14 protein-coding genes are annotated in these 20,337 nt (G+C 63.8%); 8 read left to right on the forward strand and 6 right to left on the reverse strand.

Translation table 11 applies throughout. The features are described from left to right. The first annotated feature begins 27 nt into the window (after positions 1-27). The gene (locus tag H040_RS09070; RefSeq protein WP_027916989.1) at positions 28-846 is read left to right on the forward strand and encodes an alpha/beta fold hydrolase; all 819 of its coding nucleotides are present in this window, start codon (positions 28-30) and stop codon (positions 844-846) included. Positions 847-1,078: 232 nt separating this feature from the next. After that, positions 1,079-3,061 carry an amidohydrolase gene (locus tag H040_RS09075; protein ID WP_033695923.1) on the forward strand — a complete coding sequence of 661 codons (1,983 nt, stop codon included), beginning with the start codon at positions 1,079-1,081 and terminating at the stop codon, positions 3,059-3,061. Between the two features lie 165 nt (positions 3,062-3,226). Here the strand turns inward: H040_RS09075 and H040_RS09080 are convergent, their stop codons facing one another. From H040_RS09080 to H040_RS09090, 3 genes are all read right to left on the reverse strand, one after another. Next, positions 3,227-4,825, reverse strand: coding sequence for an MFS transporter (locus H040_RS09080; protein ID WP_027916987.1), 1,599 nt, complete (start codon positions 4,823-4,825; stop codon positions 3,227-3,229). Position 4,826: 1 nt separating this feature from the next. Next, entirely contained in the window at positions 4,827-6,089 is a 1,263-nt protein-coding gene (locus tag H040_RS09085) for an OprD family porin (protein WP_027916986.1), read from the reverse strand. Between the two features lie 204 nt (positions 6,090-6,293). Further along, entirely contained in the window at positions 6,294-7,205 is a 912-nt protein-coding gene (locus H040_RS09090; RefSeq protein WP_027916985.1) for a LysR substrate-binding domain-containing protein, read from the reverse strand. A 135-nt stretch (positions 7,206-7,340) separates the two neighbouring features. Between H040_RS09090 and ycaC (H040_RS09095) the strand changes: the two genes are divergently transcribed. Beyond that, positions 7,341-7,970 carry an isochorismate family cysteine hydrolase YcaC gene (gene ycaC, locus H040_RS09095; RefSeq protein ID WP_027916984.1) on the forward strand — a complete coding sequence of 210 codons (630 nt, stop codon included), beginning with the start codon at positions 7,341-7,343 and terminating at the stop codon, positions 7,968-7,970. 763 nt (positions 7,971-8,733) lie between these two features. Here ycaC (H040_RS09095) and H040_RS09100 read toward each other — a convergent pair. Next, positions 8,734-10,521 carry a monovalent cation:proton antiporter-2 (CPA2) family protein gene (locus H040_RS09100; protein ID WP_027916983.1) on the reverse strand — a complete coding sequence of 596 codons (1,788 nt, stop codon included), beginning with the start codon at positions 10,519-10,521 and terminating at the stop codon, positions 8,734-8,736. Between the two features lie 276 nt (positions 10,522-10,797). Next, a complete protein-coding gene (locus H040_RS09105; RefSeq protein WP_027916982.1) occupies positions 10,798-11,772 on the reverse strand; it encodes a GlxA family transcriptional regulator in 975 nt (324 codons plus the stop codon). A gap of 180 nt (positions 11,773-11,952) precedes the next feature. On the opposite strand from H040_RS09105, the gene H040_RS09110 reads away from it, so the two are divergent. Beyond that, the gene (locus H040_RS09110) at positions 11,953-12,315 is read left to right on the forward strand and encodes a helix-turn-helix domain-containing protein (RefSeq protein WP_027916981.1); all 363 of its coding nucleotides are present in this window, start codon (positions 11,953-11,955) and stop codon (positions 12,313-12,315) included. Positions 12,316-12,399: 84 nt separating this feature from the next. Continuing rightward, on the forward strand, positions 12,400-13,026 hold the full coding sequence (gene ycaC / locus H040_RS09115; protein ID WP_027916980.1) for an isochorismate family cysteine hydrolase YcaC: 627 nt from the start codon (positions 12,400-12,402) through the stop codon (positions 13,024-13,026). Between the two features lie 87 nt (positions 13,027-13,113). Here the strand turns inward: ycaC (H040_RS09115) and H040_RS09120 are convergent, their stop codons facing one another. Next, entirely contained in the window at positions 13,114-18,207 is a 5,094-nt protein-coding gene (locus tag H040_RS09120) for a trifunctional serine/threonine-protein kinase/ATP-binding protein/sensor histidine kinase (RefSeq protein ID WP_050437159.1), read from the reverse strand. Positions 18,208-18,447: 240 nt separating this feature from the next. On the opposite strand from H040_RS09120, the gene H040_RS09125 reads away from it, so the two are divergent. The 3 genes from H040_RS09125 to H040_RS09135 all read left to right on the forward strand — a co-directional run bounded on the left by H040_RS09125 (position 18,448) and on the right by H040_RS09135 (position 20,291). Beyond that, complete coding sequence (locus tag H040_RS09125) at positions 18,448-19,428, forward strand: response regulator (protein ID WP_027916979.1); 981 nt, start codon at positions 18,448-18,450, stop codon at positions 19,426-19,428. Then, positions 19,425-19,790, forward strand: a complete 366-nt coding sequence (locus H040_RS09130) for a response regulator transcription factor (protein ID WP_177326665.1) — start codon at positions 19,425-19,427, stop codon at positions 19,788-19,790. The genes H040_RS09125 and H040_RS09130 overlap by 4 nt, the downstream gene beginning before the upstream one ends. A 138-nt stretch (positions 19,791-19,928) precedes the next feature. Then, positions 19,929-20,291, forward strand: a complete 363-nt coding sequence (locus H040_RS09135; protein WP_050437163.1) for a DoxX family protein — start codon at positions 19,929-19,931, stop codon at positions 20,289-20,291. The last annotated feature ends 46 nt before the right edge of the window (positions 20,292-20,337 follow it).

Genomic DNA, 20,337 nt, shown 5'->3' on the forward strand with positions numbered 1-20,337 from the left:
CCTTCAACCTTTCAAGGAGATACCGACATGACCACTCTCGTTACCCGCGACGGCACTTCGATCTATTACAAGGATTGGGGCAGCGGCAAACCGGTGCTGTTCAGCCACGGCTGGCCACTGGATGCCGACATGTGGGATTCGCAGATGGAGTTCCTGGCCAGCCGCGGTTACCGCGCCATCGCCTTCGACCGCCGCGGTTTCGGTCGTTCGAGCCAGCCGTGGAGCGGTTACGACTACGACACTTTCGCCGACGACATCGCCCAGCTGATCGAGCACCTCGACCTGCGTGACGTGACCTTGGTGGGCTTCTCGATGGGTGGCGGTGATGTCAGCCGTTACATCGCCCGCCACGGCAGCGAGCGGGTGGCCGGGTTGGTGCTGCTGGGCGCGGTGACGCCGGTGTTCGGCAAGCGCGACGACAACCCCGAGGGTGTCGATCTGTCGGTATTCGAAGGCATTCGTGCTGGCCTGCGTGCCGATCGTGCGCAGTTCATTGCCGATTTCGCTGCGCCGTTCTATGGCATCAACCATGGGCAGCAGGTGTCCCAGGGGGTGCAGGCCCAGACCCTGAACATTGCGCTGATGGCCTCGATCAAGGGCACCCTGGATTGCGTGACCGCGTTTGCGGAGACCGACTTCCGCCCGGACATGGCCAAGATCGATGTGCCGACCCTGGTGATCCACGGCGATGACGACCAGATCGTGCCGTTCGAGACCACCGGCAAGCAGGCTGCGAAGCTGATTCGTGGGGCTGAGCTGAAGGTGTATGCCGGCGCGCCGCACGGGTTTGCGGTGACTCATGCCCAGCAGCTGAATGAGGACTTGCTGGCGTTCCTGCAGAAGTGAGTTGTTGGAGGCATTCGCGGGTAAACCCGCTCCCACAGGTACAGCTCAGGCTTCAAGGCTTGTGATCCTCCTGTAGGAGCGGGTTCACCCGCGAAGAGGCCTGCCCAGGCAGCACAAAGCTTGAACAGGGCTAACCTTCTACAGCCCACCGCACATCTATCCAAGCCCTGACGTTGTGTCAACCGGCATGCTCCACAGTTGCGCCTGCCGCCGCCCCCAGACGGAGAAGACCATGTCCCAGGACCGCAACGACAAGACCCGTCGCCAGTTCCTCGCCACCAGCACCGTGCTAGGTGCAGCCGGCGCTCTCTGGTCCGCATTGCCCTTCACCGGCCAAGCCGGTTCCGTTCACGCATCCACCCAAGGAGGTTCCATGACCGCCGACCTGATTCTGTTCAACGGCAAACTGCACACCGTTGACCGCGAAAAGCCCACCGCTACCGCCGTCGCCATCAAGGATGGCCGCTTCATCGCCGTGGGTAACGACGCCGAGGCCATGGCCCACAAGGGCAGCGCCACGCAGATCATCGACCTCAAGCAGCGCACGGTGATCCCGGGCCTGAACGACTCGCACCTGCACTTGATCCGTGGTGGCCTGAACTACAACCTGGAACTGCGCTGGGAAGGCGTGCCGTCGGTGGCCGATGCCCTGCGCATGCTCAAGGACCAGGCTGCGCGCACGCCGACCCCGCAATGGGTGCGCGTGGTCGGTGGCTGGAACGAATTCCAGTTCGCCGAAAAACGCATGCCGACCCTGGAAGAAATCAACCAGGCTGCGCCCGACACCCCTGTGTTCCTGCTGCACCTGTATGACCGCGCGCTGCTCAACCGTGCTGCGCTCAAGGCCGTTGGCTACGACAAGACCACGCCGAACCCGCCGGGTGGCGAGATCCAGCGCGACAAGTTCGGCAACCCGACCGGCATGCTGATTGCCCGCCCGAACGCGATGATCCTGTACGCCACCCTGGCCAAAGGGCCGAAGCTGCCACTGGAGTACCAGGTCAACTCCACCCGCCAGTTCATGCGCGAGCTGAACCGCCTGGGCCTGACCAGCGCCATCGATGCCGGCGGCGGCTACCAGAACTTCCCCGACGACTACCAGGTGATCCAGGAGCTGGCCGACAACAACCAGCTGACCGTGCGCATCGCCTACAACCTGTTCACCCAGAAGCCCAAGGAAGAGCTCGACGACTTCCGCAAGTGGACGTCCAGCGTCAAGCTGCACAGCGGCACCGACTTCCTGCGCCACAACGGCGCTGGCGAAATGCTGGTGTTCTCCGCTGCCGACTTCGAGGACTTCCTCGAACCGCGCCCGGACCTGCCGCAGACCATGGAAGAAGAGCTGGAGCCCGTGGTGCGCCACCTGGTCGAGCAACGCTGGCCATTCCGCCTGCACGCCACGTACAACGAATCGATCACGCGCATGCTCGACGTGTTCGAGAAGGTCAACCGCGATATCCCGTTCAACGGTCTGCCTTGGTTCTTCGACCACGCCGAAACCATCACCCCGCAGAACATCGAGCGCGTGCGTGCGCTGGGCGGCGGTATCGCCATTCAGGACCGCATGGCCTTCCAGGGTGAATACTTCGTCGACCGTTACGGCGCCAAGGCTGCCGAGCAGACCCCGCCGATCAAGCGCATGCTCGATATGGGCGTGCCGGTGGGTGCCGGTACCGACGCCACCCGTGTGTCCAGCTACAACCCATGGACATCGCTGTACTGGCTGGTCAGCGGCAAGACGGTAGGTGGCATGGAGCTGTACCCGGAAGGCTTGAGCCGTGACACCGCGCTGCAACTGTTCACCCAGGGCAGCGCCTGGTTCTCCAGCGAGCAGGGCAAGAAGGGCCAGATCAAGGTCGGCCAGCTGGCCGATCTGGCGGCACTGTCGCTGGACTTCTTCAGTGTCGATGAAGAAGCGATCAAGGGCATCGAGTCGGTGCTGACCATCGTTGACGGCAAGGTGGTGTACGGCGCGGCTGAATTCGACAAGCTCGGCCCAGCGCAGGTGCCGGTACTGCCGGAGTGGTCGCCGGTGGTCAAGGTGCCGGGGCACTGGCGTGTGGGCACGCCGTCGCTGGCGGCCGCCGTGCACCAGTGCAGCGGGCCATGCGGGGTGCATGCGCACAGCCATGAAAAGGCACGGCATTCGAGCGTGCCGGTGAATGACTACCAAGGCTTCTGGGGCGCGCTGGGTTGCTCGTGCTTCGCCTTCTAAGCTGAGCTGATGTGAAAAGGGGGGCCAGTTCTTGGCCCCCTTTTTGTTACTTCTGTGCCGGCCTCTTCGCGGGTAAACCCGCTCCCACAGGATCACCACAGGCCAGAGGTCTGTGCGGCCCCTGTGGGAGCGGGCTTGCCCGCGAAGAGGCCAGAAAAGCCAGAATCAATGGTGTGCCTTGTGCTCTGGGCCAGCCAACAGATGACGGATCTTCACTTCGACCCCATCGGTCTGCAGCATCCGCACCTTCGCCTCGATCTTCAGCTCTCCCCGGGTCACCCGATGGTGATGCCGCAAGTGCTCAAGCCACGACTCCTCGAAGAAGAACTCCAGCCACAGTGAAAGGTCAGCACTGTCACGCATCAACCCCCACGACAATGCGCCATTGCGCTTGCGCATCGCCTCCAGATCGCGTGCCGCCAGCTGGAATGCCTCGGCCTTGGCCGGCTCGATGTGGTACTCGACGGTGACCATCACCGGCCCGCTTTCCTTGTCCATGTCATCGTTCAGGACTGGTACCGGCCAATGCAGCGACGGCGTCAGCTCTTCGGCCTCGGTCTCCGGCAAGGTGACCTTGCAGGTCAGCAACGTACCCAGCGCCAGGCCGCCTGCAGCCAGCAACAGGCTCAGGGTGATCGAAGCATGGCTGGCTAGCGTACCCCACAGCAAGCCACCGCTGGCCATGGCGCCGAAGAAGATCAGGATGTACACCGACAACGCCCGCGCCCGGACCCAGGCCGGTACCGAGGTCTGCGCCGCTACCTGCAGGTTGGACAGCACCGCGATCCACGCCGCGCCGCTTAGCAGCATCGCCGGCAGCAGCACATAGAAGTTGCGCACCAGCGCCAAGGCCAGCAGGAACAGGGCATACAGCAGGCTGGCAAGCATCACCAGGCGGTCACGGCTGATGCGCTCGCGCAGGCGAGGCAGCAGCGTGGCGCCGGCCACCGCGCCGATGCCGATGGCTGCCAGCAACAAACCAAAATCGGCTGCGCTGCCGTGCATTTCACCGCGCACGATCAGTGGCAGCAGCGAAGTCCCGGCGCTGGCGCAGAAGAAGAATGCCAACGCCCGCAACAGCACGGCCTGCAAGGGTTTGGCACTGCGTGCGAAGCGCAGGCCGGTGCGCATGGCACCGATGAAACGCTCGGCCGGCAGTAGCGGCTCCTTCACCTCACGTTTCCACAGGAACAGCACCAGAATCACCCCGGCGAAGGAAACCGCATTCAAGGCGAAGGTCAGCCACGGGCCGACCAGGCTCACCACCACGCCGGCAAGCGCCGGGCCGATAGCGCGCGACACGTTGATGCCCACGCTGGAGATGGCCACGGCGTTGGCCAGGTCCTCCTTGCCCACCAGCTCCGGCGTCAGCGCGCTCCAGGCTGGCATCATCAGCGCGGTGCCGATGCCCAGAGCCAGGGTCAGTACCAAGAGCAGGGTGACGTTCATCAGCCCGAGCAGGGTCAGCGCCGCGAGTACCACGGCGACCGACGACATCCACAGCTGCACCAGCAGCAGGTAGCGACGCTTGTCGACGATATCTGCTGCCGCGCCGGCCGGCAGGGCGAGGAAGAACATGGGTAGCGATCCAGCCACCTGGATAAGGGCCACGTGCAGCGGGCTGGCCGACAGCGTGGTCATCAGCCAGCCGGCGCCCACCTCGTGCATCCAGGTGCCGATGTTGGAGGCGATGGTCGCGATCCACAGCATGCGGAAGGTGGTGTTGCGCAGCGGGCTCCAGGCACCTGAAGGGGAATTGCTCATGTCAGAAGCTGCCTTTGAGTGGGTATTCGATGATCAGGTAGATGCGGTCGAGGTCATCGCCGGCCTGGGCCTGGTTGGCGCGGTGGCTGACGTGGGAGAACGACAGGCTGAGGTCTTTGGCGGCACCGGACTGGACCACGTATTTCAGGTCGACGTCGCGTTCCCAGTGCTTGCCGCCCTGACCTTGCTGGCCCACATAGGCACCGCCGGCCGGGGCATGACTGCCGTCGATGCCACGGCCGCTGACATAGCGGCCCATCAGGCTCAGCCCAGGGACGCCGAGGGCGGCGAAATTGAGGTCGTAGCGCAGTTGCCACGAGCGCTCGCCGGGGCCGTTGAAGTCGGCGTACTTGATCGAGTTGGCCAGGTAGATGGAGTCGCCACCGACGAAGTCGAACGGCGTGTCGCCTTCGACCTTCTGGTAAGCCAGGGTCAGGGCCTGGGCGCCGAAGCTGTACTTGGTCAGCAGGCTGTAGGCGAGGGTGTCGATCGCCCCGGCGCTGGCGTTACCGGTGTCACGGGTCTTGTAGAGATTGCCGTCCAGGCGCCAGTTGCCCTCGGCGAAATTCAGGTTGAGGTAGGCCTGGCGCCAGGTGTCTTCCAGCTGCCCGGCGTACAGCGCGCCGCCGAATGGGCCGTGCGGCGCAAAGGTGGCGCCGGCCAGGCTGATGGCGCGGTTGTTGGTGGTGGCGCCATAGCCGCTGAAATCGTCGTGGGTGGAGCTGTTGGCCTGGTTGTTGAAGGCCGTGAAGCGCCCGGCCTGAAGGCGCCAGTCGGGCAGGTCGGTGTTTTCCACGAACCAGCCGGTGGCGTATTCCGGGTGCAGGCGCTTGTCGCCGGTGTCGAACACAGGTGTTTCGACGGTCATCTCGCCGTAGCGCAACTGGGTGTTGCCCAGGCGCAGCTTGAGCGCGGCGCCGGCGCTGGAGTAGTTGGACTCAGCCCGGCCATCGCTGTCGCGTGGCAGCAGGCCGGTGCCGGCATGGCCGCGACCGCCGTCGAGCTTGAGCCCGAGGAAACCATGGGCGTCGAGGCCGACACCGAGCGTGCCTTCGGTGAAGCCCGAGCGGACTTCGCCAATGAAGCCTTGGGCCCACTCCTGGCGGTAGTTCTGGCCGCTGGCGGAGGGCGAGCGGAAGTCGCTGTGCAGGAAGTAGTTGCGGCTGAGCAGCGACCAGCCGGCATCTTCTGCCTGGCTGAATACCGGGTAAAGGGCGAGGGTGGCGAGCAGGGCGCGGCCTGGTCCGTGATTGGCGCGGATCATGGGGCCTCCAAGGGGGATGATCCGGGACTGTGGAGCAAGGATAGGCCAGGGGTCTTGTAACTGTGTGCTGGAACATATGCTTTACCTGTACTGGCCTCTTCGCGGGTAAACCCGCTCCCACAGGATCACCACAGGCCTGAGGTCTGCGCGGCCCCTGTAGGAGCGGGTTTACCCGCGAAGAGGCCGGCATAGGCTGCCCAGGCCTCAAGCCATGTCGCTGATCGCGAACTCCTCGGCCAGATGATCGATCAACGCCCGCACCGACGGTAGCAACCCGCGCCGCGACGGGAAGATCGCATGCACGATACCGCACCGGGGGTGCCAGTCCGGGATCAGCTCCACCAGCCGCCCTGCCGCCAGGTCCTCGCGTACAGCGACCCGCGGCAGATGAGCAATGCCCACGCCAGCTACCACGAAATGGCGCAGGGCAAACAAGTCGTCAGTCACCATGCGCGGGGTATGCGGGATTACGATGCTGCGGCTGCTGTCCTCACCCTGGAACAGCTCCCACTGGTACTCGCGCTGGGCGCTACCCCAGTGCAGGCTCGGCAGCGTACTGAGCAGCTGCGGGTCGAAGCCTTTCGGCAATTGTTCCAGGTACTGCGGCTGGCCAACCAGGCACTGGGTGCTGTTGCTCAGCACCTTCATCACCATGTCGGTGTTCTCCAGTGGCGGGAAGCGCACCCGCAGCGCAATGTCGAAGCCCTCGTGCAGCAGGTCGACACGGCGGTTGGTGCTCTCGATGAACAGCTCCACCTGCGGGTACTTGAGCATGTAGCGGGTCAGCATCGGCCCGACCCAGGAGTTGAGCAGGGTGGTCGGGCAACTGATACGCACCAGCCCGCGCGGCTCGCTGCGGTTGCGCTCGATGATCTCGGCTGCACCCTCGGCCTCGACCCGCATGGCCAGGCAGCGGTTGTAGTAGGCCTGGCCTATCTCGGTGAGTGAGCAGTGGCGGCTGGTGCGGTGCAGCAGGCGCACACCGAGGCGGTCCTCAAGGTCGGCGATGCGCCGGCTGAGCTTTGACTTGGGCATGTCCAGTGCCCGCCCGGCCGGGGCGAAGCCGCCGTGCTCCACGACTTGGGTGAAGTAGTAGAGGGAATTGAGGTCTTCCAATGGTCGTTCTCCAAATGGAACGCTAAAGGCAATTTTCGCAGTCTACCGCCGTAAAGGTGATGATTTTAATCTGTGCTCATCAACGCGAAACACCCCAGATTGCTGAAAAATTCATAAACGTCAGGAGCACAGACCATGAGCAAATTCACCTACAACCGCCTGAACAAAGACGACGCTGCAGTCCTGCTGGTCGACCACCAGGCTGGCCTGCTGTCGCTGGTTCGCGACATTGAGCCGGACAAGTTCAAGAACAACGTGCTGGCCCTGGCCGACCTTGCCAAGTTCTTCAACCTGCCGACCATCCTCACCACCAGCTTCGAGCAAGGCCCCAACGGCCCGCTGGTGCCAGAGCTGAAAGCACTGTTCCCGGAAGCCCCGTACATCGCCCGCCCAGGCCAGATCAACGCCTGGGACAACGAAGACTTCGTCAAGGCGGTGAAGGCCACCGGCAAGAAGCAGCTGATCATCGCCGGTGTGGTGACTGAAGTGTGTGTAGCCTTCCCGGCGCTGGCAGCCTTGGAAGAAGAGTTCGACGTGTTCGTGGTGACCGATGCTTCCGGCACCTTCAACGAAATGACCCGTGATGCTGCCCATGACCGCATGAGCCGGGCTGGCGCGCAACTGATGACCTGGTTCGGCGTGGCCTGTGAGCTGCACCGCGACTGGCGCAACGACATCGAAGGGCTGGCGGCGCTGTGCTCCAACCACATCCCGGATTATCGCAACCTGATGACCAGCTACAACGCTTTGACTGCAGGTAAGTAACAGCGAGCAACTCAAACATAAGCGGCCGGCCCCAACATGGGGCCGGCCATTTTCGTTGCACTTTGTTCCAGCCGGTGATCCGACCTGGTTGAATTGTTAGCGTTTGACCCGAGCGCGAAGCCCGTTGTCATTCCGCGGCATTAACGGGATCAGGAACCCCGTCGATGGCTGAATCATCCGCGTCGGGTGAGACCTCAATACACCCGGTTTGAGGGGGTGTTCATGAATATCGAGCAGAAGCATAGGGCCACTGGGAACAGTGGCCTTTTTCTTTGCTTGATTGGAATGCAATGAGCTGGACGACAGGCGTGATTCACCGGACTGGATGTTGAGTCATTGCCACCCAGTGCATGTCGTGAGGTTTTCAGTGTCTGTGAGATCGAGCGCCGCCTGCGCGGCGCATCGCGGCTAAAGCCGCTCCTACATCTGTTGCAACGTGGCCATGCCTGTCAGGCCATAGTTGTCAGCCTTGTTGGCATGACAGGTTTTTGAGGTGGGCATTGATGCCGCCTCACATGACTTGAGACATGCGCCAAGGCGGGCAGCCATGGCCTCGCAGGTTCGGCACGTTGCAACAGATGTAGGAGCGGCTTTAGCCGCGATGCGCCGCGCGGGCGGCGTTCGATCTCACAGACGCTGAAAATCTCAAGGCATGCGCCTGGTGGTATTGAATCAACATACCGCCAGGCACCTCACCTGCTTCCAGAATCCAAAAAAAGAAAAAGAGGGCCTAAGCCCTCTTCTCATATCACAGCGCCAACCCTCAATCCGCATCCGAATCAAACAACCGGGCCAACTCCACCCGCGCCTCCTTGGTCGTCTGCATCACCTTGGCCCGGTCATCGCGCACGAGCCCCTGGGCTTCCAGCACTTCCTCGTCATGCTGGGCAAACCGCTCGATCCGGTCCGCTGCCTGCTCGTCGCTCAAGCCCAGCCCGACCAGCGCCCGGCGGGTCATCTCGAGGCTTGAGTAGAACGTCTCGCGTATCGGTTCGGCGCCTACATCCGCCAGCTTGTGCACATGCTGGCGGTTACGCGCCCGGGCCAGCACTTTCAGGTGCGGGTACTGGCGCTTCACCCGTTCAGCGGTGTGGATGGCAGCCTCTGGGTCGTCGATGGTGATGATGAAGTACTCCGCCTCACCCACCTTGGCTGCATGCAGCACCTCGGGGCGCAGCGGGTCGCCGTAGAACACCGGCACCTGTTCGAACATGCGCGTCATCTCGATGGTGTCCACCGAGGTTTCCAGGGCAATGAACGGGATCTTCTGCGCCCGCAGGATGCGCGCGACGATCTGGCCCATGCGGCCCATGCCAACGATCACCACCCGCGGCGTGCCGGCGTCGATGGTCTTGTACTGCTCGGGCACTTCTCGCGCCGGTTGTGGGCGTTTGAGGGCACGGGCGCAGCCGAGCATCAGCAGCGGCGTGATGGCCATCGACAGGGTGATGGTCATCAGCAGCAGGTCATAGGTCTGGGTATCGAACAGGCCTTGGTCCTTGCCCAGCTTGAACACCACGAAGGCGAACTCACCACCGGCCGCGAGCACCATGCCCAGGCGCAGTGCGCTGGCGCTGTTCAGGCCGCCGGCCAGGCGGCCGACGCCGACCAGCAGCACCAGCTTCACCGCCACCAGCAGCAGGGTCAGGCCCAGCAGCACCAGTGGCATTTCCAGCAGCAGGCTGAGGTTGGCGCCCATGCCGACGCTGATGAAGAACAGCCCCAGCAGCAAGCCCTTGAACGGTTCGATCTGCGACTCAAGCTCGTGGCGGTACTCCGAGTCAGCCAGCAGCAGGCCAGCGAGGAAGGCGCCCAAAGCCATGGAGATGCCGGCTTCTTCCATCAGCCAGGCAGTACCTATGACCACCAGCAGCGCGGTGGCGGTGGACACCTCCGGCAGGCCGGTACGGGCCACGGTGCGGAACACCGGACGCAGCAGGTAGCGGCCTCCGATGATGACCACGGCGATGCTGGCGAACACCTTCAGGCCGTGTTGCAGGCTGTCGCCATGGCTGGTGTCCGGGCCGCTGGCGGCCAGCAACGGGACCAGGGCGATCAGCGGAATCGCGGCAATGTCCTGGAACAACAGGATGGCGAACGCCAGGCGGCCATGGGGTGCGTTGAGCTGCTTGGTTTCGGCAAGGCTCTGCAGGCCGAGGGCGGTGGACGACAGTGCCAAGCCCAGGCCGAGCACGACGGCCGCCGGCAGCGACTGGCCGAAGCCGAACAGGGCGATGGCGCCGATCACCGCGCCGGTCAGCAGCACCTGGGCAGTGCCGACGCCGAATACCGACTTGCGCATCAGCCACAGGCGCTTGGGCGACAGCTCAAGGCCGATGATGAACAGCAGCAGGACCACGCCCAGCTCGGAAATGTGCGCGACGCTTTCGGTGTCGCGGATCAGGCCCAGGGCTTGCGGACCGATGGCTACGCCAGCGAGCAGGTAACCGATTACGGCCCCCAGTTGCAGGCGCTTGGCCAAGGGAACGGCGACGACCGCGGCGAGCAGGAAGATCACCGCGGTTTGCAGAAGGCTGCCTTCGTGTGGCATTGGCTCGTACTCCATGAGCTGCCGGGGCAGCGTTTGAACAGTTTGGCGGACAATTCTGGGGGTTGGGGGAGAGTCAGACAATCTGCCTGGCGGGAGAAAGATTGTCCCGCAAAGCGGGACAGCCTGTGCTGGCCTCTTCGCGGGTAAACCCGCTCCTACAGTGACGGCGCCGCGCTCAGGAACTGTGTAATTCCTGTGGGAGCGGGTTTACCCGCGAAGAGGCCGGCACAGGAAACACCCCACTCAAACCCCACTCAAACCCCACTCAAACCCCACTCAAACCCCGCCAAACTGCGCCCGATACTGCGCCGGTGTCATGCCGATCCGCTCGCAGAACACCTTCCTCATATGCCGGTCGCTGCCAAAGCCGCAGCGCGCCGCGACCACCTTCAACGGCAGTTCGCCACATTCGAGCAACTTGCGCGCCTGGTCGATCCGCGCGTTTTGCAGGTACTGCAATGGCGTGATCCCGACCTCGCGCTGAAAGGTCCGGGCAAAGTTGCGCCCACTCATGGCCACCAGGTCGGCCATCTTCTGCACCGTAAATGCCTGGTCGATATGGTCGACGATGTACGCCTGCACCCGGGCAATCGGCGAGCCGTCCCGCGGCACTGCCGCCAGCAATGGCCCGTAAGGCGTCTGCCCGCCCTGGCGGTGGCGCGCCACCAGCAGCACCTTGGCGACTTCCAGGGCCAGCGCCTTGCCGTGGTCCTCGGCGACGATGGCCAGCGCCAGGTCGATGCCCGCCGTGATGCCGCCAGAGGTGATCAGGTTGCGGTCCATCACGTAGATGTGCTCAGTCTCGACCTTGGCTTCGGGAAACGCCTGCGCCAGGCGCTCCACATAGTTCCAGTGGGTGGTGCAGCGATAGCCGCCAAGCAACCCGGCGCGCCCGAGCAGGAACACCCCGGTGCAGACCGCGCCGAAGCGCCTGGCGCCGCGTACGGCCTCAGGCAAGCAGCGCTCCAGTTGCGGCAGGGTGACGTCATAGGCACCCGGCCCCCCTGGCACCAGCAGCAGGTCGATACCCGTCGGCAGTTCTTCCAGGCGCAGGTCAGCCACAACCTTCAGGCCGCACGAGCCACGAATCGGGTGCTGGTCTTCGGCCACAGTGAGCAGCCGGTAATGTTTGTCCTCGGGCAGGAACCGGTTGGCAATGGCAAAGGTGTCCATCGGCCCGGTCACATCCAGCAAGAGCACATCGTTGAACAGCACCATGGCCACGGTGCGTCGAGCGTGTTTTTCCTGCATACCTCTATCGCCTTGAATGCCGGCCGCCCGCAGCGGCCTGGAGCTGAATACGAAATGGATCTTATGGTATCGGCAAGAGGGGCAGGGCCAGCAGTGCGCAATTAAGAACAATTCAGCATTGGCTCAGGACTTTGTCATGTGCCGGCGGCCAGACTTACTCCATTGAACAGGAGAGTCGCCATGCACCCTGGGACGCCCCAAGAGCCACTGCCACCCCCCGGCGCGCTGACGCCGGCGCGGTTGCGCCAGGCCAAGGAACTGATGCTGCGCAGTTCGCTGTCGATCATCGAGGTCGCTGCCGTGTGCAACCTCACCCGCAGCCATTTCTCCCGCGCTTTCAAGGTCAATACCGGCCTCTCGCCCCAAGCCTGGCGGCTGTTGGCGCGCATGGAAAAAGCCAAGCGCCTGCTGGTCACCGAGGCACCGATTACCCACGTGAGCCTGGAATGCGGCTTCTGCGACCAGGCCCATTTCACCCGTGCCTTCAGCCGCCTGGTCGGCCAGCCGCCCAAGGCCTGGCGCCAGGCGCAGGCCCATCCTTAAGCCGGATCTATCCGACGGTATAAGCCCTCGGGATAAGCCCTGAATGCGCCCCGGCCCGTTTTCCCAACCCAAGGAGTCACCCCCATGAGCCAACCTGACTACAAGCGCCTGAACAAAGACGACGCCGTGGTGCTGCTGGTCGACCACCAGACTGGCCTGATCTCGCTGGTGCAGGACTTCTCGCCCAACGAGTTCAAGAACAACTTGCTGGCCCTGGGCGACCTGGCCAAGTTCTTCGGCCTGCCGACCATTCTCACCACCAGCTTCGAGCAAGGCCCCAACGGCCCGCTGGTGCCGGAGTTGAAAGAGATGTTCCCGGACGCGCCTTACATCGCGCGCCCTGGCCAGATCAACGCCTGGGACAACGAAGACTTCGTCAAGGCGATCAAGGCGACTGGCCGCAAGCAGCTGATCATCGCTGGCGTGGTAACGGATGTGTGCGTGGCTTTCCCGACGCTGTCGGCATTGGCTGAAGGCTTTGAAGTGTTCGTGGTGACCGATGCCTCAGGCACCTTCAACGAGACCGTGCAGCAAGCGGCCTGGGTGCGCATGACCCAGGCGGGTGCACAGATGATGAACTGGTTCTCGGTGGCCTGTGAGCTGCACCGCGACTGGCGCAACGACATCGAAGGGCTGGGTAACCTGTTGTCGCAGCGCATCCCTAACTATCGCAACCTGATGAACAGCTATGCGGCGTTGAGCGCTCGTTGATGTAAACCTGTACCGGTCTCTTCGCGGCGGTTCGACGCCTCGAAAAACCCGCTCCCACAAGGGGATGTGCAACCCTGAGGCTGCGCACTACCCCTGTGGGAGCGGGTTTACCCGCGAAAGGGTCAGATCAGGTTGCGCGTTGTTCACAGGCAGAGTGAAGCGAATCCGGCACCCGCCAAACGGCGACACCAACGCCTGCAACTGCCCGCCATGGGCCTGCACCACCGAGCTGCAGATCGCCAGCCCCATCCCCAGCCCGGCGCTCTTGGTGGTATGGAACGCATCAAACACCCGTTCCCGCTCATCCGCCGCAATGCCGGGCCCGTTGTCGTCCACGCAGACCTCGACCACATCCCCGGCTACGACAGACGCAATCTGCAACACCCCGTCACTGCGATATCCCGCCAGCGCCTCCAGCGCATTGGTGATCAGGTTGAATACCAGTTGCTGCAACTGCACCGGGTCGGCCATCACGCTCACCCCAGCCTGCAACCGCGCCTGCACGTCGACCACATACTTGGCGGCATCGGCCGAGGTCAGGCGCAGCACCTCGCGAATCAGCTCGTCGAGCTTTACTGCCTTGAGCTGCATCGGCGACTGCTTGGCCAGCGAACGCAGTGCGCGGACGATATTGGCGGCGCGTTCGCTGTCATTGCGGATGTCTTCCAGGCCGGCAATCGCCTCTTCAAGGTTGGGTTCTGCCCGCTTGAGCCAACGCAGGCTGGCTGCGGCGTTGGAAGCAATACCCAGCAATGGCTGGCTGATCTCGTGGGCAATGGACGCCGACAGCTCGTTCATCACCTGCAGGTGTGCAGTGCGTGCCAGTTCTGTGCGAGATCGGCGCAGTTCCTCTTCCATCTGCCCACGGGCCTGATTGTCCTCTGCAAGGCGCGTATAGAACTTGGCCGTCTGCAACGACACGGCGGCCTGCGAGGCAAGGATCTCCAGCATGGCCAGGCGCTGGCTGCCGAACAGGTTCGGCACCAGGCGGTTTTCCAGGTACACCAGACCGATCAGCACGCCCTGGATCACCAGCGGCAGGCAGAGCACCGAGCGCGCGTTACGCGCGTGCAGCTCCTGGCGGAAGGCCTCCGGGCACTCGCTCAGGGCGTCATTGAGCACCAGCGGCTTCTTGGTGCGCATGGTGGCGTTGATGATCGACAGCGGCGCCTGGGTCATGAACCGCTGGCAGTTATCCATGCTCACGTGCAGCCCGGCATCGTCGATGTAGGCGAGGGCGGCCATCTGGAACTCGGCGCCACTGACGATCAGCAGTGCACCGTGATCAGCGCCGGAGTGCTGGGTGAGGTGGCCCATCAACGTTTCGATCAGGCCTTCGAGCAGCACTTCCTCGGACAACGCCCGCGCGGCCTCGATACCGGCCTCAAGGTCCAGCTTGGCCTGCTGCGTGGCGCGGTATGTTTCCTGGACGGGTTGCGTGCGCAGGAACGGGTGCAGGGCCTCCAACTGGTGCACCTTGCCGGTCGCCCCCCAGAGATGGAAGCAGTCGCGGGCGATGCGCAGGTGCAGGTTGGCGCCGGAGATCAGGCCGCTGGGGATGCACACTTCTGCCAGTTGTTCGTGGGCCAGCGCCTGTTCGTGGATAAAACCGGCGGCGGTTGCGGCGATCTGTGCCTGGTCGAAGCAGCGGATGGCGGCCAGGCCGTCGCCTTCGAGCTTGGCGATCACACCTTCGATCAGCAGCAGCTTGTTGCGGAAGGTCACCGGGTTGAAGCTGGCCCAGCGTTCAAAGCGCTCGCGCAGGGCATGCAGCTCGGCCAGCTTGTCGGCCAGGCTGCCAGAGGCTTCCGGGCTGCCGAGCACCAGGCCGCGGAACAAGTGGTAGTCCGCCAGGTTGATGTGCGCAGGTGCCGCCCAGGCGCTGTCGCCCGCCGCGTCAAGGCTGTGCATGGCATGCGGGATGTTGCCCAGGTAGAAGGCGGACATGCCGCTGAACAGGTGCTGGAAGAACCCTGTGGTGGGTGAGTTCGCCCGCGTGGGCGAGGCCGTGCGGGGTGCGCCGCTCAGGTTGGCCACGAACCCTTGTTGGGCGTGCAGGATCTGTTCGATATCGCTGAAACCATGACCGCGCACGGTAACCAGGCCCTGCGCCACTTCTTCGGCAACTTCCGGCAGATAGTGGCCCATGAACAGGGAGTCGGAAACCAAATGGCTGCAGGCGTGGCAGGTCATGGCCAAATCGCCGCTCAAGCGCGTCGAGTCGACCGCTTCCAGCGCAGTGCGGCGGGCGAACTCCATGGGTGAGGTCCAGGCGCTGACTTGGTCCAGGGCCAGTAGCGCACTGGTGAGATCGGCTTCGAAGCCGTGTCGTTCGATCAGCTTGAGCGCGGCCAGGCAGCAGGCGTGGCCGTCGTGGTAGCTACCAAAGCGTTCGGCGATCATCACCCCGTACCAGGCCATGCCATAGGTGCTGCCCGGGGCGACACCGTGCAGCAGCGACAGCTCCATGAGCTTGGCCAGGTGCAGGAAGCAGATATCGTCCTGCACGAAAAACGACGACGACAGGGTGGCCAGCAAGCCGATTGCAACTGCCACTTCCTCAGAGTCGGTACGTGGTAAAGACGCCAGGCAATGGCGGCCCTTGCGTTCGATCAGGGCATGGACATGCGCATGGCTGGCTGCCACCTGCTGCGGGTCGGTGCCACGAGCCAGGCTGATACCCAGCAGTTCGAGGCCGGCGACGGTGGTGGTGATAGCGGCCTGGTAATCGCAGCGCAGAATGTGCAGGCGTGCCTGCAGTCGGCATACCCGTGCTCGCTCCAGCGCCGAGCACGCGCGCTGGAGGCATTCCATGATCCGGCCCTCGGCATCGGCCATGCGCGCCAGTTGCATGTCGCATTCCGCCGCCATGCAGGCGATGGCAAAGCCATGTCTGGCGTGGCTTTGCGCCGTGGCGTCCTGGCGCAGCAGCTGTTCGCACGTCTGCAGGTAGGCCGCAGCTTGCTCATAGGCGCCGTTGTCACTCGCGCGCAGCGCCGCATCACGCAAAAGCTGCAGGAAAACATCGCAGTCATTCGTTGCAAACCCGCATGGGCTGGCGCGTTGCAACTGATTGGCGATTTCGAATACGGCCTTTTGCAAGTCGTCATGCCAAACCTCAAGCATGGCCTGCGCAATGCGTGCATGCAGTTGGGCGCGATCACGCGCAGGCGTGAGTTGGTAGGCGCCCTCCATCACCCGGTCGTGAGCGAAGCCGAGGCCATTCTGGCCCGGTAGCAGGAAGCCCGCAGCAATCATGGCTTTCAGCGGTTCGCCCGATAGGGGGGCAAGCAGGCGATGCAGCAGGCGTTGATCGCAGCGGCCACCCACCGCGCTGGCGATCCGCAGGACATCGCGCTGGCACTCCGGCAGCCGTGCCAGGCGGTGGATCATCAGGTCTGCGACATTATCGGAGTAACGGTGCCGGGCCACGGCCTTCAGGCACCACGTCCAGCGCATGGCCTGGGTATCGAAGGTGAACAGCCTGTCCTCGACCATGGCCCTGAGGATCTGGTTGATGAAGAACGGGTTACCTGCGGTCTTGTCGAGGACCAGTTCGGCAACCGGCAACGCTTCGTCAGGGCTGACGTGGTAGCGCTCGCCGATCAGTTCGGTGACTGCGCCGATGGTCAGTGGGCGCAGGTTCAGTGTGATCTTGTGCAGTTTTTCAGGTGTGGCGAGTTGCGTATTGGCCGCTTGCTGATCGTTGCGCCGGGCGAAGATCAGCAACAGGTTGGCGGGGGGCTGGGCAAGCAGTTGTACCAGCAACTGCCGGGTAGCGGCGTCGGCCCACTGCAGGTCATCGAAACACAGCACCAGCGGCTGGCCGGGGTGGCTGAACACTTGCAGGAATTCGACGATGGCCCGCTGTTCTTTCTGCAGTGCCAGGCGGGTGGGTTTTTCCGGCAGATCGGGCAGGGGGCCGAGGATCAGTTGCAGGTCTGGTGCCAGTTTGCCGAGCAACCGACCGTGGCCTTTGATGCGCTTGAGGATCTCGCGGCGTAGGGTGTCGAGGTCCTGGCTGTTCTTGGCCAGCAGCTGGGTGGTCAGCGAACCGAGGATCTCGACCCACGGCGCATAGGGTATTGCCTGTTCCCGGCTGTTGCATTTACCGACAGCCCAGAAGCCTTCAGCATGGGCTTTGAGTGCAACCTCCACCAGGCTGGACTTGCCCATGCCAGCAGCCCCGTTGATGAGCAGCACCTGGGGTTTGCTGTCGCGACGCAGCGCCTTGAGCATCAGCGCGATGAGTTTCAGTTCGGCACTGCGGCCATACAGACGCCCGCGGCTGGGCAAAACAGGGTCGGCGTAACCGGGCTCGAAGGGGGGGATGGTCTGGCTGGTGGCCCATTGTCGTTGGCAGTGCGCCAGGTCCACGGCCAGGGCATGGGCACTCTGGTAGCGGGCGTCTGGCTCCTTCGCCAGGGCCTTGGCCAGGATCCGGCTTAGCGGCGGTGGTACCTGGCTGTCGACCTCGCTGGCCGTGCGTGGCTGAACGCCGGCATGCAATTGGCGCCAATGCTGGGTATCGCGCCCGGCCAGCGGCAGCTCGCCTAGCAGCAGTTGGTAGAGGATTGCGCCCAAGGCATAGATGTCACTGCGCCGGTCGCTGCTGCTGCCATGGGGGCAGATCTGTTCTGGTGCCAGGTAGGCCCAGTTGCCGATCGCGTTTCCTTGTTCGCTGATCAGTTCCGGCGTGTCGGCACGAAAACAGCCCAGTCGCACCCGGTGGTTCGGCTGCAGGCATACATGTTCCGGCTGCAGCGCACCGTGCAACACATTGCGTTCGTGGGCTTGAGCCAGGGCGTTGGCGGCGTTTGCCGCAATGTCGAGAAAGGCTGCAAGGTCGACCGGGCCTTGGCTGATCAAGTCGGCGATGGAGCGGCCGGCCGGGTACACCAGCAACGGGCCTTCAGCGGAACGGACAAACGCCGAGGGGACTACCGCCCATTGTGGGTCCAACTGCAGGCGGTAGTCACGCTCCAGTCGCTGGCAGGCTGCGGGGGCCTCGAGCGGGGCGCGCACGGCTATCCAGGCCTGGCGAGTGGCAGGGTCATGCAGGCGGAAGTAGCTGAGTTCACCTTCCTGGCCCAGCTGCGTGATATCGCAGCGATTCAGCCAGTCGTCGTCGATCGACTGGTCGAAATCGATGGGCCTGTTTGCGAGGCGTTCATCGAGCACAAAGCACCCCCTGCTAGCGACATCCTGACGCGCGAGTATACGCAGCGGACCCATCAAGAATGAGGCCTGCAGCCGGCTTGGCAGAAACGGGCACGCTGTTGTCCGTTATCAGTACCTGGTGCTCGACGGGGGCTTGTATAGTTCTGAGGCCAACCTATCCCTCGGGATAATTGTCTGATCGCGCTCGCTGGCCTAGGCTGCCCGAGGCTGCGCAATCGCCCATGCCCGCGCGAGGAAACCATGATCCGAATAGGCAATGCCCAGGTGTCGCTGGAGCGGCGAGAAGCCTTTCTTGACGGCAAGCCGATCCCGTTGGGCGGGCGGGCGTTCGAGGTCCTGGCCACGCTGATCAGGGCCAAGGGCCGGGTGGTCGGCAAGGACGAGCTGTTCAGCCAGGTGTGGGCCGGCACGGTGGTCGAGGACAACAACCTGCAGGTGCAGGTGTCGCTGCTGCGCAAGGCCTTCGGCGACCGCGGGCTGATCCAGACTGTACCGCGTCGGGGTTATCGCCTGGCGGCCGACGTCAGTATCGACGTGCCTTGCCTGGCGCTGGGGCCATCTGCGCTTTGCGCCGTGGCCGGTGCCACAGAGCCGCTCGATGACGGTGCGAACGTGCCAGTGCTGGTGGTGGACGACGACCCATCGGTGCGCAAGGCACTGGGCCGTTTGCTGCGTTCGCAGGACATTCCCCACCGGTTGTTCGCCAGTGCCGAAGAGCTGTTCGACGCTCGGCTGGAAACGCCCTGCGCCTGCCTGCTGCTGGACATGCACCTGCCAGAAACCAGCGGCCTTGAGGTGCAGGCTGCGCTGGGGCGATTGGCGCTGCCTTGGCCAATCGTGTTCATGACCGGCTTCGGCACCATCCCCATGACAGTCCAGGCGATGCGCGCGGGTGCCGTGGAGTTTTTGACCAAGCCTTTCGACGAAGACCAGCTGCTGGCACTGCTTGTAGCGGTACGCGCACGCGCCGTGACCGAGGGGCGCAAATGGCACCATGCGCGGCAGGTCGAGGAAAAATACCAGCGCCTGACCCAGCGCGAACGTCAGGTGTTCACGCTGGTGGTCGGCGGCCTGTCACACAAGCAGATCGCCAAGGAAATCGGCACCAGTGAGGTGACCACCAAGGTGCACAAGAAGAACATCATGAACAAGATGCAGTCACGCTCACTGCTGGAGCTGGTGGCGATGCACAACGTCATCGAGGCTCGGTCTGGCGCATGAGCAGAGCGGTGTGCATCGTCGATGACGATGCTTCGGTGCGCAAAAGCCTGGCCAACCTGCTGCGTTCGGCGGGCTTCGGCAGCCTGGCGTTTGCCACGGGGGAAGTGTTTCTGGCTTCGGAGCTGGCGCGCGAGGCAGGCTGCGTTCTGCTCGATCTGAAAATGCCGGGCATGAGTGGGCTGGACGTGCAGCGCGAGCTGGCGCGCAGGGGTTGGCGCTTGCCGGTGATCTGCATGTCGGCGCATTGGGACGAAGGTGCGCTGCAGGCGGCACTGCGCAATGGCGCACGGGCTTGTCTGGGCAAGCCGTTTCCCGAAGAGGTACTGCTCAAGGTGGTCGAAGAAGCGCTAGCGGGTGAATGAGCACACCTGATCAATCAATTGCTGCGCGTTCGAGCGATGCTCGCTGGGTTGATCGAATTGCGAGACCTTTCCCATGCCACGCCTGAACCCTTTCTCGACCTACCATCGCCGGCCCTGACCGCCAGCGGCCTGCTGTTCATGCGGGTGATGGCTGCGCTGCTGCTGTTTTTCATTCACGGCTTGCCCAAGCTGCTGGACTGGAGCGGGGAGTTGCAGCGCATCGAAGATCCTTTTGGCCTTGGGGCGTCGCTGACCTTGGGCCTGGCCGTGTTTGCCGAGGTGGTTTGCCCCGTGTTGCTGGTGCTGGGTATCGCAGCGCGCCTGGCCTGCCTGCCGGTGCTGGCGGTGTTGCTGGTGGCGCTGCTGGTGGTGCATCCGGACTGGTCGCTGGAGCAGGGGCAGTTTGCCTGGTTGCTGGTGGCGCTTTATGGCGGACTGGCGCTGACCGGGCCAGGGGCGTATTCGGTCTCGGGGTTGATCGGTCGGGGCACGTTTTCCTGATGGATTTTGGGGCCGCTTTGCGACCCTTTCGCGACACAAGGCCGCT

It is taken from the genome of Pseudomonas sp. URMO17WK12:I7, assembly GCF_003269045.1.
GTDB lineage: Bacteria > Pseudomonadota > Gammaproteobacteria > Pseudomonadales > Pseudomonadaceae > Aquipseudomonas > Aquipseudomonas putida_J.

Coding starts and splice junctions, on each gene's coding strand:
- H040_RS09070 (WP_027916989.1), top strand. CDS start 28: ATGACCACTCTCGTTACCCGCGACGGCACTTCGATCTATTACAAGGAT.
- H040_RS09075 (WP_033695923.1), top strand. CDS start 1,079: ATGTCCCAGGACCGCAACGACAAGACCCGTCGCCAGTTCCTCGCCACC.
- H040_RS09080 (WP_027916987.1), bottom strand. CDS start 4,825: ATGAGCAATTCCCCTTCAGGTGCCTGGAGCCCGCTGCGCAACACCACC.
- H040_RS09085 (WP_027916986.1), bottom strand. CDS start 6,089: ATGATCCGCGCCAATCACGGACCAGGCCGCGCCCTGCTCGCCACCCTC.
- ycaC (WP_027916984.1), top strand. CDS start 7,341: ATGAGCAAATTCACCTACAACCGCCTGAACAAAGACGACGCTGCAGTC.
- H040_RS09100 (WP_027916983.1), bottom strand. CDS start 10,521: ATGCCACACGAAGGCAGCCTTCTGCAAACCGCGGTGATCTTCCTGCTC.
- H040_RS09105 (WP_027916982.1), bottom strand. CDS start 11,772: ATGCAGGAAAAACACGCTCGACGCACCGTGGCCATGGTGCTGTTCAAC.
- H040_RS09110 (WP_027916981.1), top strand. CDS start 11,953: ATGCACCCTGGGACGCCCCAAGAGCCACTGCCACCCCCCGGCGCGCTG.
- ycaC (WP_027916980.1), top strand. CDS start 12,400: ATGAGCCAACCTGACTACAAGCGCCTGAACAAAGACGACGCCGTGGTG.
- H040_RS09125 (WP_027916979.1), top strand. CDS start 18,448: ATGATCCGAATAGGCAATGCCCAGGTGTCGCTGGAGCGGCGAGAAGCC.
- H040_RS09130 (WP_177326665.1), top strand. CDS start 19,425: ATGAGCAGAGCGGTGTGCATCGTCGATGACGATGCTTCGGTGCGCAAA.
- H040_RS09135 (WP_050437163.1), top strand. CDS start 19,929: ATGCGGGTGATGGCTGCGCTGCTGCTGTTTTTCATTCACGGCTTGCCC.